Raw genomic sequence first — 13,226 nt, forward strand, 5'->3', positions numbered from 1 at the left:
GCAGACGACGCCGTTTCAAGACAATGGAAGCCACGGGTCAGCGCAAAAACCGCGCGACCGCCTGCGCCGCCGCCTCGATATGCTGCTCATGGCTGAACCCCGACGCCTTCAATGGCTTGAGGTCATGATCCCCCGCCACCAGCCAGCACAGCTCGATTTTTCCTGACAACACATACCCCTCCACGGCCGCCCGGTTGCCCAGCGCGTCGCGTTCGCCTTGCACGATAAGGGCCTGCGTCGCCAGCGCCGCCAGATGCTCAACCCTTGGTTTCTCCGGTTTGCCCGCGGCATAGAACGGATACCCCAGGCACACCAGCGCCGCAGCGCCCAACTCGTCCGCCAACAAGCTGGCCATGCGCCCACCCATGGACTTGCCGCCGATCGCCAGGGTGCCGGTCACCAGCGGCCGCACCTCGGTGTACACCTCGCGCCAGCATTCCAGCAGCTTGGGCTTGGGGTTGGGCGGGCGCTTGCCGCCGTCCAGGCGGCGCTGGGCCATGTAGGGGAACTCGAAGCGCAACACGCCGACGCCCCTGGCCGCCAGCTGCTCGCTGATACTGGCCATGAAGGCGCTGTCCATGGGCGCGCCGGCGCCGTGGGCCAGTATCAGGCAGGCCACAGGCGCGCCCTGCGGCGCGTTCCACAGCCAGCCCCGGGCCTGGGCCAACGCGGCCAATTGATCCTGGTCAATGCTGCAAGGCTGCGGCTCTTTCATGCTGGTTCCACCGTGAAAAAATAACGGCCGCCATGATGCCACGTCGGTGCCGCCACGCGGCAGCGCCCGCGTGCGGTATGTCCACACAGCGACTAAGCTCATAGCGTTGAAAACTGGGCTGGACGGATATGTTTCCGGATGTTCAGAAACCCCTCCGCCAGCGACCCCGGCAAAGCCCCCAGCAACGCTGGAAGGCCCGCCACGTGGACGTCGGAGCGACCGACAAGAATTGCTAGCGATGATTGCTAGCAACTCTTGCATCACCCCTTTGCATTCTCCATACTGCGGCCGGTTTATAAATTCAATAACAACACCTGAACCGTGGATAACCCGCTATGAGCACAGTAATCGCTCCGACTGCGTACAACTACAAGGTGGTCCGGCAGTTCGCCATCATGATGGTGGTCTGGGGAATCGTCGGCATGGGCCTGGGGGTGTTCATCGCCTCGCAACTGGTCTGGCCGCAGCTCAACTTCGACCTGCCCTACACCACCTTCGGCCGCCTGCGCCCCCTGCACACTAACCTGGTGATCTTCGCCTTCGGCGGCTGCGCACTGTTTTCCACGTCCTACTACGTGGTGCAGCGCACGTGTCAGACGCGGCTGATTTCCGACGGCCTGGCGGCGTTCACGTTCTGGGGCTGGCAGGCGGTGATCGTCAGCGCCATCATCACCCTGCCACTGGGCTACACCACCACCAAGGAATACGCCGAGCTGGAATGGCCCATCGCCATCCTGCTGGCGATCGTGTGGATCTGCTACGCGATCACCTTCTTTGGCACCATCGTCAAGCGCAACACCAAGCACATCTACGTGGGCAACTGGTTCTACGGGGCGTTCATCCTGGTGACGGCGATGCTGCACATCGTCAACCACATCTCGCTGCCGGTCAGCCTGTTCAAGTCCTACTCGGCCTACGCCGGCGCCACCGACGCCATGATCCAGTGGTGGTACGGCCACAACGCCGTGGGCTTTTTCCTCACCACCGGTTTCCTCGGCATGATGTATTACTTCGTGCCCAAGCAGGCCGAGCGGCCGATCTACTCCTACCGCCTGTCCATCGTGCACTTCTGGGCGCTGATCACCCTGTATATCTGGGCCGGCCCGCACCACCTGCACTACACCGCCCTGCCCGACTGGGCGCAGTCGCTGGGCATGGTGATGTCGATCATCCTGCTGGCGCCCAGCTGGGGCGGCATGATCAACGGCATGATGACCCTCTCGGGCGCCTGGCATAAGCTGCGCACCGACCCGATCCTGCGCTTCCTGGTGGTGTCCCTGGCGTTCTACGGCATGTCCACCTTCGAAGGCCCGATGATGGCCATCAAGACGGTCAACTCGCTGTCCCACTACACCGACTGGACCATCGGCCACGTGCACGCCGGGGCCCTGGGCTGGGTGGCGATGATCTCCATCGGCGCCGTCTACCACATGATCCCGAAACTGTTCGGCCGCGCGCAGATGCACAGCATCGGCCTGATCAACGCGCACTTCTGGCTGGCCACCATCGGCACCGTGCTGTACATCGCCTCCATGTGGGTGAACGGCATCACCCAGGGCCTGATGTGGCGCGCCATCAACGACGACGGCACGCTCACCTACTCCTTCGTCGAGGCCCTGCAGGCCAGCCACCCTGGCTACATCGTGCGCGCCCTGGGCGGCTCGTTCTTCGCCAGCGGCATGCTGCTGATGGCCTATAACGTGTGGCGCACCGTGCGCGCCTCCACGCCTGAAGAAGCTGAGGCGGCCACCCAGATCGCCGTCGTGGGGGCTCACTGATGAAACATGAAGTGCTCGAGAAGAACATCGGCCTGCTGGCCTTCTTCATGGTCATCGCCGTGGCCATCGGCGGCCTGACCCAGATCGTCCCGCTGTTTTTCCAGGACGTCACCAACAAGCCCATCGAAGGCATGAAGCCGCGCCCGGCCCTGGAGCTGGAAGGCCGCGACGTGTTCATCGCCAACGGCTGCGTGGGTTGCCATTCGCAGATGATCCGGCCGTTCCGCGCCGAGACCGAACGCTATGGCCACTACTCGGTGGCCGGCGAAAGCGTGTGGGACCACCCCTTCCTGTGGGGCTCCAAGCGCACCGGGCCGGACCTGGCCCGCGTGGGCGGGCGCTACTCGGACGACTGGCACCGCGCGCACCTGTACAACCCGCGCAACGTGGTGCCCGAGTCGGTGATGCCGGCCTACCCGTTCCTGGTGGAGCGCAAGGTCGACGCCAGCCTGACCGCGAAGAAGATGCAAGTGCTGCGTGAACTGGGCGTGCCCTACACCGACGCCGACATCGCCGGCGCCGAGGCGGCCGTCAAGGGCAAGACTGAAATGGACGCACTGGTGGCCTACCTGCAAGGCCTTGGCACCCTCATCAAGAGCAAACGGTGACGCACATGGATATCGGAACCATCCGAGGCCTGGGCACCGTCGTGGTGATGGTGGCCTTTATCGGCCTGGCGTTGTGGGTGTTCAGCGGCCGGCGCAAGAAGGACTTCGACGAAGCCACCTTGCTGCCGTTCGCCGATGATCCCGACGCCATCGCCAAGGTGGAACAAGCCCAGGCGCAAGCGCGCGCGTCCAGGAGTGACAAGCAATGACAACGTTTTGGAGTCTGTACGTAACCGTCCTCACCCTGGGCACCATCGTGTCCCTGACCTGGCTGCTGTTCTCCACCCGCCGCGGGCAGCGCAGCGAAGCCACCGAGGAAACCGTGGGCCACTCGTTCGACGGCATCGAGGAATACGACAACCCGCTGCCCAAGTGGTGGTTCATGCTGTTCGTGGGCACCATCATCTTCGCCCTCGGCTACCTGAGCCTGTACCCCGGCCTGGGCAGCTGGACCGGCCTGCTGCCCGGCTACCAGTACCTGGACAACGACACCAAGAAGCAGTTTTCCGACGGCAAGACCGGCTGGACCGGCGTGCACGAGTGGGAAAAGGAAATGGCCCGCGCCGACGCCCGCTTCGGGCCGATCTACGCCAAGTTCGCGGCCATGCCCATCGAAGAGGTGGCCAAGGACCCGCAGGCGCTGAAAATGGGCAGCCGCCTGTTCGCCAGCAACTGCTCGGTGTGCCACGGCTCCGACGCCAAGGGCGCCTACGGCTTCCCCAACCTGACGGACGAGGACTGGCGCTGGGGCGGCGAGCCCGCCACCATCGAGACCACCATCCTGGGCGGCCGCCACGCGGTGATGCCGGCCTGGGCCGAGGTGATTGGCGAACAGGGCGTGGCCGACGTCGCTGCCTTCGTCATCAGCCAGCTCGACGGCCGCAAGCTGCCCGACGACGCCAAGGCCGATGCCGCCAACGGCCAGAAAATCTTCGCCGCCAACTGCGTGGCCTGCCACGGCCCCGAAGGCAAGGGCACGCCGGCCATGGGCGCCCCCAACCTCACCCACCCGCAGGCGTTCATCTACGGCTCAAGCTTCGCCCAGCTGCAACAGACCATCCGCTACGGCCGCCAGGGCCAGATGCCGGCGCAGGAACTGCTGCAAGGCAAGGACAAGGTGCATTTGCTGGCGGCGTATGTGTACAGCCTTTCCCACGGAGACGAAAAGCCCCAGGACTAACTCGTAGCAGCTGCCGTCAGGCGGCGTCCGGCAACACACTGGCCGTGCCTGGCACTATGCGGCGCCTGTGACGCGGCCTAACGGCCGCTGCTACAGGATCTAACGACCGCGCTTCACCGTGAGGCTCACTGATGAGCAAGCAGATTCCGGTACATGATGTCACCCCGCCGGCCGCGAAAGGCGACAGCGTCGACCTGTACGCGTCGCGGGAGAAGATCTACACCCGGGCCTTCACCGGGGTGTTCCGCAACCTGCGGCGGGTGGGTGGGGCGTTCCTGTTCCTGTTGTATTTCGGCACCGTGTGGCTGAACTGGGGCGGCCACCAGGCGGTGTGGTGGAACCTGCCGGAGCGCAAGTTCTACATCTTCGGCGCCACCTTCTGGCCGCAGGACTTCATCCTGTTGTCGGGCATCCTCATCGTCAGCGCCTTCGGGCTGTTCTTCATCACCGTGTTCGCCGGCCGCGTGTGGTGCGGCTACACCTGCCCGCAAAGCGTGTGGACGTGGATCTTCATGTGGTGCGAGAAGGTCACTGAAGGCGACCGCAACCAGCGCATCAAGCTCGACAAGGCGCCCATGAGCGCCAGCAAGTTCGGGCGCAAGGCCGCCAAGCACGGCCTGTGGCTGCTGATTGGCTTCGTCACCGGCATGACCTTCGTCGGCTACTTCTCGCCCATCCGCGAGCTGGCCGGGGACTTCTTCAGCGGCCACGCCGACGGCTGGTCGTACTTCTGGGTCGGCTTCTTTACCCTGGCCACCTACGGCAACGCCGGCTGGCTGCGCGAGCAGGTGTGCATCTACATGTGCCCCTACGCGCGCTTCCAGAGCGTGATGTTCGACAAGGACACCCTCATCGTCTCCTACGACCCGCGCCGCGGCGAGAAACGCGGCCCGCGCAAGAAGGACGCGGACTACAAGGCCCAGGGCCTGGGCGACTGCATCGACTGCACGATGTGCGTGCAGGTGTGCCCCACCGGCATCGACATTCGCGACGGCCTGCAGATCGAGTGCATCGGCTGCGCCGCCTGCATCGACGCCTGCGACAGCATCATGGACAAGATGGACTACCCGCGCGGGCTGATCAGCTACACCACCGAGCACAACCTGTCCGGCCAGCAGACGCACAAGTGGCGGCCACGGCTGATCGGCTACGCCGTGGTGCTGCTGGTGATGATGGGCGTGCTGGCCGGGGCGTTCCTGACCCGCTCGCTGGTGGGTTTCGACGTGAGCAAGGACCGCGTGCTGTACCGCGAGAACGCCGAAGGGCGCATCGAGAACGTCTACAGCCTGAAGATCATGAACAAGGACCAGCGCGAGCATACCTACGTGATCGAGGCCAGCGGCCTGCCCGACCTGCGCCTGCAGGGCCGCAACGAAATCCGCGTGGCGGCCGGCGACATCGTCAGCCTGCCCGCCGAGCTGTCGGTAGCCCCCGAACAACTGCCTTCCAGCACCAACGAGGTGTACTTCAGCCTCAAGGACGCCGACGACGGCGCGGTGCATGTGCAGGCCAAAAGCCGTTTCATCGGCCCCCAAGTACGCTAAGGAACCCCCATGTTCAACGCCACGGCTGACGCCGCCACCCCTTGGTACAAGCACCTCTGGCCGTGGATACTCATCGCCATGCTGGCCTGCTCGGTAGCCCTCACCCTGTCCATGGTGACCATCGCCGTGGAGCACCCCGACAACCTGGTCACCGACAACTACTACGAGGCCGGCAAGGGCATCGCCCGCTCGCTGGAGCGCGAGCAGCTGGCGGTGGACCTCAAGCAGCGCGCCGACGTGACCCTGGACAGCCTCACCGGCGAGGTCGACGTGCAGCTCAGCGGCGCCAGCCAGCCAGCGCAAATCACCCTGAACCTGGTGTCGCCGACGCAGCCAGAAAAAGACCGTCGCATCGACCTGAACGCCGCCGGCAACGGCCGCTACGTGGGCCATGTGGTGGACCAGGTGCAGGGCCGGCGTTTCGTCGAGCTGCTAGGCGTGCAGGGCGGCAAGACCTGGCGCCTGTTCGAGGAAGAGCAGGTCACCCCGGACAAGCCCCTGACCCTGGGCGACGAGCCCCTGCAGGCCGCCGAAGCACCGCAGCGTTGATGCAAGCATGATTACCGCCTGCTACCACTGCGCCCTCCCCGTGCCACCCGGCCGCCCGTTCACGGCCACGGTGCTGGGCCAGCCGCGCGACTTCTGCTGCCCGGGCTGCCAGGCCGTGGCCCAGGCCATCGTCGACGGTGGCCTGGCCAGCTATTACCAGCACCGCGACCAGGCCTCGGCCAACCCCCAGGCACTGCCCCGCCAATTGCCCGACGAACTGGCGCTGTACGACCGCGCCGATGTGCAGCAGGGCTTCGTCCACGCCCAGGGCCCGCTGCGCGACACCACCCTGATGGTCGAAGGCATCACCTGCGCGGCCTGTGGCTGGCTGATCGAAAAACACCTGCGCAGCCTGGCAGGCGTGGTCGAGGCGCGGCTGAACCTGTCCAACCACCGCCTGTTCGTGCAATGGGCGGACGACCAGCACACCTTGAGCCAACTGCTCGCCGAGCTGCGCCACATCGGCTACGCCGCCCATCCGTGGCAGGCCGACCGCGCCGCCGAGCAATTGGCCGCCGACAACCGCCGCGCCCTGCGCCAGCTGGGGGTGGCCGGCCTGCTGTGGTTCCAGGCAATGATGGCAACCATGGCCACCTGGCCGGAATTCAACATCGACCTCAGCCCGCAGCTGCACGCCATCCTGCGCTGGGTGGCGATGTTCCTGACCACGCCCATCGTCTTCTACAGCTGCGCGCCGTTCTTCCAGGGCGCCCTGCGTGACCTGCGCACCCGCCACCTGACCATGGACGTGTCGGTGTCGCTGGCCATCGGCGGCGCCTACCTGGCGGGTATCTGGACCGCCATCAGCGGCAGCGGCGATTTGTACTTCGACGCCGTGGGCATGTTCGCCCTGTTCCTGCTGGCGGGCCGCTACCTGGAGCGCCGCGCCCGCGAACGCACGGCGGCGGCCACCGCGCAGTTGGTCAACCTGCTGCCACCCTCGTGCCTGCGCCTGGATGGCCAAGGCCATGCCGAGCGCATCCTGCTGGCCGAACTGGCCCTGCACGACCGCGTGCAGGTGCTGCCCGGCGCGGTGATTCCTGCCGACGGCCGCATCCTCCACGGCCAGTCCAGCGTCGACGAGTCGCTGCTGACCGGCGAATACCTGCCGCTGCCGCGCCAGCCCGGCGACAGCGTCACCGCCGGCACCCTCAACGTCGAGAGCAGCCTGACCGTCGAAGTCACGGCCCTGGGCAGCGACACCCGGCTGTCGGCCATCGTCCGCCTGCTGGAACGCGCCCAGGCGCAGAAGCCACGCCTGGCGCAGTTGGCCGACCGCGCGGCGCAGTGGTTCCTGTTGTTTTCCCTGGGCTGCGCGGCGGCCATCGGCCTGCTGTGGTGGCACCTGGATGCCGACCGCGCGTTCTGGGTGGTGCTGGCCATGCTGGTCGCCAACTGCCCCTGCGCGCTGTCGCTGGCCACCCCCACCGCCCTCACCGCCGCCACCGGCAGCCTGCACCGCCTGGGCCTGCTGCTGACCCGCGGGCATGTGCTGGAAGGCCTGAACCAGGTCGACACGGTAATCTTCGACAAGACCGGCACGCTCACCGAGGGCCGCCTGCAACTCACCAGCATCAAGCCCTTGGCGCACCTGGACGGTGACCATAGCCTGGCCCTGGCTGCCGCGCTGGAAAGCCGCTCAGAACACCCCATCGCCCGTGCCTTCGGTCACGCGCGACTGGTGGCCGAGCAAGTGTGCAGCGAGCCGGGCCTGGGCCTGGAGGGTTGCGTCGAGGGTCAACCGCTGCGCATCGGCAACCCGGCCTGGGCCTGCGCCCTGAGCGCCAGCCCGGCCCCCATGCCACCCGACGACCACGGCCAGTGGCTGCTGCTGGCCGACGACCGCCAGCCGCTGGCCTGGTTCGGCCTCGATGACCGCCTGCGCGAGGATGCCAAGGCCTTGCTGGACGCCTGCCGTGCCCGCGGCTGGCAGACCTGGCTACTGTCCGGCGACAGCTCGCCCATGGTCCACGGCGTCGCCGCCGCCCTGGGCATCGACCAGGCCCAGGGCAGCCTGGCGCCGGACGCCAAGCTGGCCGTGCTGCAGCGCCTGCGCGGCCAAGGGCGCAAGGTGCTGGTGGTGGGCGACGGCGTCAACGACGTGCCGCTGCTGGCCGCCGCCGATGTCAGCGTGGCCATGGGCAGCGCCACGGACCTGGCCCGCACCTGCGCCGACGCCGTGCTGCTCAACAACCGCCTGGCCACCCTGGTGCAGGCCCTGCACATGGCCCGTCGCACCCGCCGGGTGATTATCCAGAACCTGGTGTGGGCGGCGCTGTACAATGGCCTGATGCTGCCCTTCGCCGCCGCCGGGCTGATCACGCCGATCTGGGCGGCACTGGGCATGTCGGCCAGCTCCCTGACCGTGGTGCTCAACGCCCTGCGCCTGGCCCGGGTGCCCGCGCCCCGACGCCCGGCAGCGACGCCCGCCACCCTTGCGACACCGGAGCTTGCATGCCCGCCCTCTACATCATGACTCCTGCCGCACTGGTGGTGGTCGCCATCGCCATCTACGTGTTCTTCTGGGCAGTGGACAGCGGCCAGTACGACGACCTCGACGGCCCGGCCCACAGCATCCTGTTCGACGACCAGGACCCACGCCACCAGGCCGCCGTCGACGAGGCCAACACCGCCAAGGACAACGCCCTCAAGGACAAGGCGCCGCCCCATGCTTGAGCTGGCGCCGCAACTGGTCTCGGCGCTGATCCTGGGGCTGTTGGGCGGCGGCCATTGCCTGGGCATGTGCGGCGGCCTGATGGGCGCCCTGACCCTGGCCATCCCGCCCGAGCAGCGCGGCCGCCGCCTGCGCCTGCTGCTGGCCTACAACCTGGGGCGCATCGGCAGCTACGCCTGCGCCGGGCTGCTGCTGGGCCTGGCCGGCTGGGCGCTGGCCACCAGCCCCGCAGCCATGGCCTTGCGGGTGGTGGCGGCGCTGCTGCTGGTTGCCATGGGCCTGTACCTGGGCGGCTGGTGGAGCGGCCTGGTGCACATCGAACGCCTGGGCCGTGGCCTGTGGCGGTTGATCCAGCCCGTGGCCGGGCGCCTGCTGCCCGTCAGCAGCCTGCCGCGGGCGTTGCTGCTGGGCGGGCTATGGGGTTGGCTGCCCTGCGGGCTGGTGTACAGCACCCTGCTATGGGCCGCCAGCCAGGGCAACGCCGGCCGCAGCGCGCTGTTGATGCTGGCCTTCGGCCTGGGCACCTGGCCGGTGCTGCTGGCCACCGGCCTGGCCGCCGAGCGCACTCGCCAGCTGCTGCGCCGGCGCGGGGTGCGTGCGGCCGGTGGCCTGCTGGTGATCGCGTTTGGCCTGTGGACCCTGCCCGGCCCGCACCAGCACTGGCTGATGGGCCATTGAGCGGCGCTTGATGCACGTCAATACCGGTTGGCACGGGCGTCCCTAGACTAGCGAGCATGCACGCAAACCCGGGGAACCCGCATGCTCGATACCCTTGTCTGGGACGCTGACCTGATCCGCCGTCACGATCAGCCAGGCCCGCGCTACACGTCCTACCCAACCGCGGTTCAATTCAACAACCAGGTTGGCTCATTCGACCTGCTGCATGCCCTGCGCGACAGCCGCAAGGCCATGCGCCCGTTGTCGCTGTACGTGCACCTGCCGTTCTGCGCGCACATTTGCTACTACTGCGCCTGCAACAAGGTCATCACCAAGGACCGCGGTCGCGCCCAGCCCTACCTGCAACGCCTGGAACAGGAAATCCAGCTGATCGCCTGCCACCTGGACCCGCGCCAGCCCGTGCAGCAGTTGCACCTGGGCGGCGGCACGCCGACCTTTCTCAGCCATGACGAACTGCGCCAGCTGATGGCCACCCTGCGCAGCCACTTCAACCTGCGCCTGGACGATAGTGGCGACTACGGCATCGAGATCGACCCGCGCGAGGCCGACTGGTCGACCATGGGCCTGCTGCGCGAGCTGGGTTTCAACCGCGTCAGCATCGGCGTGCAGGACTTCGACCCGCAGGTGCAGCGCGCGGTGAACCGCCTGCAGAGCCTGGAGGAGACCCGCGCCATCATCGAGGCCGCGCGCACCCTGCAGTACCGCTCGGTGAACCTGGACCTGATTTACGGCCTGCCGCGCCAGAGCGTCGAGAGCTTCGGGCGCACCGTCGACGAGGTGATCCAGCTGCAGCCCGACCGCCTCTCGGTGTTCAATTACGCGCACCTGCCCGAGCGCTTCATGCCCCAGCGGCGCATCGACCACGTCGAGCTGCCACCGCCGGGGGTAAAACTGCAGATGCTGCAGCGCACCATCGAGCAGCTGACCGGCGCCGGCTACCGCTACATCGGCATGGACCATTTCGCCCTGCCCGATGACGACCTGGCCATCGCCCAGGAAGAAGGCCAGCTGCAGCGCAACTTCCAGGGCTACACCACCCACGGCCATTGCGACCTGATCGGCCTCGGCGTGTCAGCCATCAGCCAGGTGGGTGACCTCTACAGCCAGAACAGCAGCGACCTCAACGAGTACCAGGCGGCCCTGGCCGATGCCCAGCTGGCCACCGCCCGCGGCCTGGGCTGCAGCGCCGATGACCGCCTGCGGCGGGCGGTGATCCAGCAGCTGATCTGCCACTTCGAGCTGGCGTTTGCCGACATCGAACAACGCTTCAACGTGGATTTTCGCGGCTACTTCGCCGACATCTGGCCGCAACTGCAGGCCATGGCCGCCGATGGCCTGATTGAATTGAACGACGCGGGCATGACCGTACGCCCCGTGGGCCGCCTGCTGGTGCGCTCATTGTGCATGCTGTTCGACGCACACCTTGAACCGCACAACCGCCAGCGTTTCTCCCGTGTCATCTGAGCTCGCCGGCTTACTTCGCCGCCAGCGCCCCGGCCTGGATCACCTGCTCGGGCGACAGGTTCTGATCCTTCATGGCCTGCCCCAGGCTGTTGGTGGCCACCAACAGCGCCGCGTTGATGGCGTTGATCGCGCTTTGCAGCGCGGCCATGCGTGCCTGGCGCTGCTGCGCGGGCAAGTCCTTGTCGTTGACCAGGGCCTGCAGCTCGGCCATTTTCTCGGCCAACTGCTTCTTCAATTCGCGGATCATTTTCAGGGTTTGCTGGATGGTCGGCGGCAACCCGCTTTCCTCTATGTCCTTATTGTTACTTTGGCTCGCGGCCTTGCTCACCCCTACCGCAGACAGGGTCACGGACACCGCCGGCGTGGCTGCAGGCTCGGTGCCATCATTGCTGGCCGCGGGCTGCGGATTACTGTCATGAATCTGCCATTGACTGGTGGTCGGCGTGTTGCGCGGGTCGAAAGTGAGCATCGCAAGGCTCCATGCGGATAGCGTGATGTCATTTGTATCGACAATGAAATAAATAACATGAGGCGCTTTCCATGACTAAACCGCGGCTGGTCTCATACGTTTCAAAAGCGTACCCTTACAGTCATTGTGTGTTTTTCCAAAGGATTTGAACTGATGTCCGAGCCAGTAAAAGTACGTACTGTCACTCAGGCCCACTGCAAGGATTGCAGCCTGGCACCCCTGTGCCTGCCCCTTTCGTTGAACCTGGAAGACATGGACGCCCTGGACGAGATCGTCAAGCGTGGCCGCCCGCTGAAGAAAGGCGAATACCTGTTCCGCCAGGGCGACCGCTTCGGTTCCGTGTACGCCGTGCGCTCCGGCGCGCTGAAAACCTTCAGCCTCAGCGACGGTGGCGAAGAGCAGATCACCGGCTTCCACCTGCCCAGCGAACTGGTGGGCCTGTCGGGCATGGACGCGGAGGCCTACCCGGTCACCGCACAGGCCCAGGAAACTACCTCGGTGTGCGAAATACCCTTCGAACGCCTGGACGAACTAAGCGTGCAATTGCCGCAGCTGCGGCGCCAGCTGATGCGCGTCATGAGCCGGGAGATTCGCGACGACCAGCAGATGATGTTGCTGCTGTCGAAGAAATCCGCCGACGAACGGATCGCCACGTTCCTGGTCAACCTCTCGGCGCGGTTCCGCGCCCGCGGCTTCTCGGCCAACCAGTTCCGCCTGAGCATGTCGCGCAACGAGATCGGCAATTACCTGGGCCTGGCCGTGGAGACGGTGTCGCGGGTGTTCACGCGCTTCCAGCAAAGCGAGCTGATTGCCGCCGAGGGCAAGGAGATCCACATCCTCGACCCCATCCAGTTGTGCGCCCTGGCCGGCGGCACCCTGGAAGCCTGATTTCGACCTGACCGATCGAACAGGTATACTGGCGGGCATATTTTGCCTGCCAGGACCTTCCCACGATGGTTATCGATACCTTCAGCTTCAAATCCCTGATCCGCCCCGTCGTGGACTTCCCCAAGCCCGGTGTCATCTTCCGTGACATCACCCCACTGTTCCAGTCGCCCAAGGCGCTGCGCATGGTGATCGACAGCTTCGTGCACCGCTACATCGACGCCGACTTCACCCACATCGGCGCCATGGACGCCCGCGGCTTCCTGATCGGCTCCATCGTCGCCCACGAGCTGAACAAGCCGCTGATCCTGTTCCGCAAGCAGGGCAAGCTGCCCGCCGACGTGCTGGCCGAGGGCTACAAGACCGAATACGGCGAAGCGTTCCTGGAAGTGCACGCCGACAGCCTGTGCGAAGGCGACTCGGTGATTCTGTTCGACGACCTGATCGCCACCGGCGGCACCCTGATCGCCGCCGCCAACCTGGTGCGCCGCATGGGCGCGCGCGTGCATGAAGCCAGCGCGATCATCGACCTGCCGGAGCTGCTGGGTTCCCAGCGCCTGGAAGACATGGGCATTCCGACGTTCTGCCTGACCAACTTTGCGTTGACCGACATGTAATGCCAGACGCGGCCTGCGGCCGCTGCTACGGGTTGTGTAGCAGCGGCCGCAGGCCGCGTCCGCCG

14 protein-coding genes are annotated in these 13,226 nt (G+C 66.3%); 12 read left to right on the plus strand and 2 right to left on the minus strand.

Annotation, left to right across the window (positions count from 1 at the left end):
- Window positions 1–37: 37 nt before the first annotated feature.
- Entirely contained in the window at window positions 38–715 is a 678-nt protein-coding gene (locus tag AC0J42_RS22125) for an alpha/beta family hydrolase (RefSeq protein ID WP_473003826.1), read from the minus strand.
- 335 nt (window positions 716–1,050) lie between these two features.
- Between AC0J42_RS22125 and ccoN the strand changes: the two genes are divergently transcribed.
- The 10 genes from ccoN (at window position 1,051) to hemN (ending at window position 11,190) form a co-directional block, all read left to right on the plus strand.
- Window positions 1,051–2,493, plus strand: coding sequence for a cytochrome-c oxidase, cbb3-type subunit I (gene ccoN, locus AC0J42_RS22130; RefSeq protein WP_473003828.1), 1,443 nt, complete (start codon window positions 1,051–1,053; stop codon window positions 2,491–2,493).
- The gene (ccoO, locus tag AC0J42_RS22135) at window positions 2,493–3,101 is read left to right on the plus strand and encodes a cytochrome-c oxidase, cbb3-type subunit II (protein ID WP_416425858.1); all 609 of its coding nucleotides are present in this window, start codon (window positions 2,493–2,495) and stop codon (window positions 3,099–3,101) included. Before ccoN ends, ccoO begins: the two co-directional genes overlap by 1 nt.
- Window positions 3,102–3,106: 5 nt before the next feature.
- A complete protein-coding gene (locus AC0J42_RS22140) occupies window positions 3,107–3,310 on the plus strand; it encodes a cbb3-type cytochrome oxidase subunit 3 (RefSeq protein ID WP_416425859.1) in 204 nt (67 codons plus the stop codon).
- Window positions 3,307–4,281 carry a cytochrome-c oxidase, cbb3-type subunit III gene (gene ccoP, locus AC0J42_RS22145; RefSeq protein WP_473003830.1) on the plus strand — a complete coding sequence of 325 codons (975 nt, stop codon included), beginning with the start codon at window positions 3,307–3,309 and terminating at the stop codon, window positions 4,279–4,281. The genes AC0J42_RS22140 and ccoP overlap by 4 nt, the downstream gene beginning before the upstream one ends.
- 131 nt (window positions 4,282–4,412) lie before the next feature.
- The gene (ccoG, locus tag AC0J42_RS22150; protein ID WP_473003832.1) at window positions 4,413–5,825 is read left to right on the plus strand and encodes a cytochrome c oxidase accessory protein CcoG; all 1,413 of its coding nucleotides are present in this window, start codon (window positions 4,413–4,415) and stop codon (window positions 5,823–5,825) included.
- A 9-nt stretch (window positions 5,826–5,834) separates the two neighbouring features.
- Complete coding sequence (locus AC0J42_RS22155) at window positions 5,835–6,374, plus strand: FixH family protein (protein ID WP_473003833.1); 540 nt, start codon at window positions 5,835–5,837, stop codon at window positions 6,372–6,374.
- A 7-nt stretch (window positions 6,375–6,381) separates the two neighbouring features.
- Complete coding sequence (locus AC0J42_RS22160; protein WP_473003835.1) at window positions 6,382–8,850, plus strand: heavy metal translocating P-type ATPase; 2,469 nt, start codon at window positions 6,382–6,384, stop codon at window positions 8,848–8,850.
- Window positions 8,829–9,050 (plus strand): cbb3-type cytochrome oxidase assembly protein CcoS, encoded by a 222-nt coding sequence (gene ccoS, locus AC0J42_RS22165; RefSeq protein WP_473003837.1) that lies wholly within the window; start codon window positions 8,829–8,831, stop codon window positions 9,048–9,050. The genes AC0J42_RS22160 and ccoS overlap by 22 nt, the downstream gene beginning before the upstream one ends.
- Window positions 9,043–9,726 carry a sulfite exporter TauE/SafE family protein gene (locus AC0J42_RS22170; RefSeq protein ID WP_416425867.1) on the plus strand — a complete coding sequence of 228 codons (684 nt, stop codon included), beginning with the start codon at window positions 9,043–9,045 and terminating at the stop codon, window positions 9,724–9,726. Before ccoS ends, AC0J42_RS22170 begins: the two co-directional genes overlap by 8 nt.
- Before the next feature lie 81 nt (window positions 9,727–9,807).
- Entirely contained in the window at window positions 9,808–11,190 is a 1,383-nt protein-coding gene (gene hemN, locus AC0J42_RS22175; protein ID WP_416425868.1) for an oxygen-independent coproporphyrinogen III oxidase, read from the plus strand.
- Between the two features lie 10 nt (window positions 11,191–11,200).
- Here the strand turns inward: hemN and AC0J42_RS22180 are convergent, their stop codons facing one another.
- The gene (locus tag AC0J42_RS22180; protein ID WP_473003841.1) at window positions 11,201–11,659 is read right to left on the minus strand and encodes a hypothetical protein; all 459 of its coding nucleotides are present in this window, start codon (window positions 11,657–11,659) and stop codon (window positions 11,201–11,203) included.
- A gap of 153 nt (window positions 11,660–11,812) precedes the next feature.
- Between AC0J42_RS22180 and fnr the strand changes: the two genes are divergently transcribed.
- Both fnr and AC0J42_RS22190 read left to right on the plus strand, forming a co-directional pair.
- Window positions 11,813–12,547, plus strand: a complete 735-nt coding sequence (gene fnr / locus AC0J42_RS22185) for a fumarate/nitrate reduction transcriptional regulator Fnr (protein WP_416425871.1) — start codon at window positions 11,813–11,815, stop codon at window positions 12,545–12,547.
- A 65-nt stretch (window positions 12,548–12,612) separates the two neighbouring features.
- The gene (locus AC0J42_RS22190; protein WP_416425873.1) at window positions 12,613–13,161 is read left to right on the plus strand and encodes an adenine phosphoribosyltransferase; all 549 of its coding nucleotides are present in this window, start codon (window positions 12,613–12,615) and stop codon (window positions 13,159–13,161) included.
- Window positions 13,162–13,226: the final 65 nt, after the last annotated feature.

The organism is Pseudomonas sp. Tav-5-1A, assembly GCF_055755055.1.

Coding starts and splice junctions, on each gene's coding strand:
- AC0J42_RS22125 (WP_473003826.1), bottom strand. CDS start 715: ATGAAAGAGCCGCAGCCTTGCAGCATTGACCAGGATCAATTGGCCGCG.
- ccoN (WP_473003828.1), top strand. CDS start 1,051: ATGAGCACAGTAATCGCTCCGACTGCGTACAACTACAAGGTGGTCCGG.
- ccoO (WP_416425858.1), top strand. CDS start 2,493: ATGAAACATGAAGTGCTCGAGAAGAACATCGGCCTGCTGGCCTTCTTC.
- AC0J42_RS22140 (WP_416425859.1), top strand. CDS start 3,107: ATGGATATCGGAACCATCCGAGGCCTGGGCACCGTCGTGGTGATGGTG.
- ccoP (WP_473003830.1), top strand. CDS start 3,307: ATGACAACGTTTTGGAGTCTGTACGTAACCGTCCTCACCCTGGGCACC.
- ccoG (WP_473003832.1), top strand. CDS start 4,413: ATGAGCAAGCAGATTCCGGTACATGATGTCACCCCGCCGGCCGCGAAA.
- AC0J42_RS22155 (WP_473003833.1), top strand. CDS start 5,835: ATGTTCAACGCCACGGCTGACGCCGCCACCCCTTGGTACAAGCACCTC.
- AC0J42_RS22160 (WP_473003835.1), top strand. CDS start 6,382: ATGATTACCGCCTGCTACCACTGCGCCCTCCCCGTGCCACCCGGCCGC.
- ccoS (WP_473003837.1), top strand. CDS start 8,829: ATGCCCGCCCTCTACATCATGACTCCTGCCGCACTGGTGGTGGTCGCC.
- AC0J42_RS22170 (WP_416425867.1), top strand. CDS start 9,043: ATGCTTGAGCTGGCGCCGCAACTGGTCTCGGCGCTGATCCTGGGGCTG.
- hemN (WP_416425868.1), top strand. CDS start 9,808: ATGCTCGATACCCTTGTCTGGGACGCTGACCTGATCCGCCGTCACGAT.
- AC0J42_RS22180 (WP_473003841.1), bottom strand. CDS start 11,659: ATGCTCACTTTCGACCCGCGCAACACGCCGACCACCAGTCAATGGCAG.
- fnr (WP_416425871.1), top strand. CDS start 11,813: ATGTCCGAGCCAGTAAAAGTACGTACTGTCACTCAGGCCCACTGCAAG.
- AC0J42_RS22190 (WP_416425873.1), top strand. CDS start 12,613: ATGGTTATCGATACCTTCAGCTTCAAATCCCTGATCCGCCCCGTCGTG.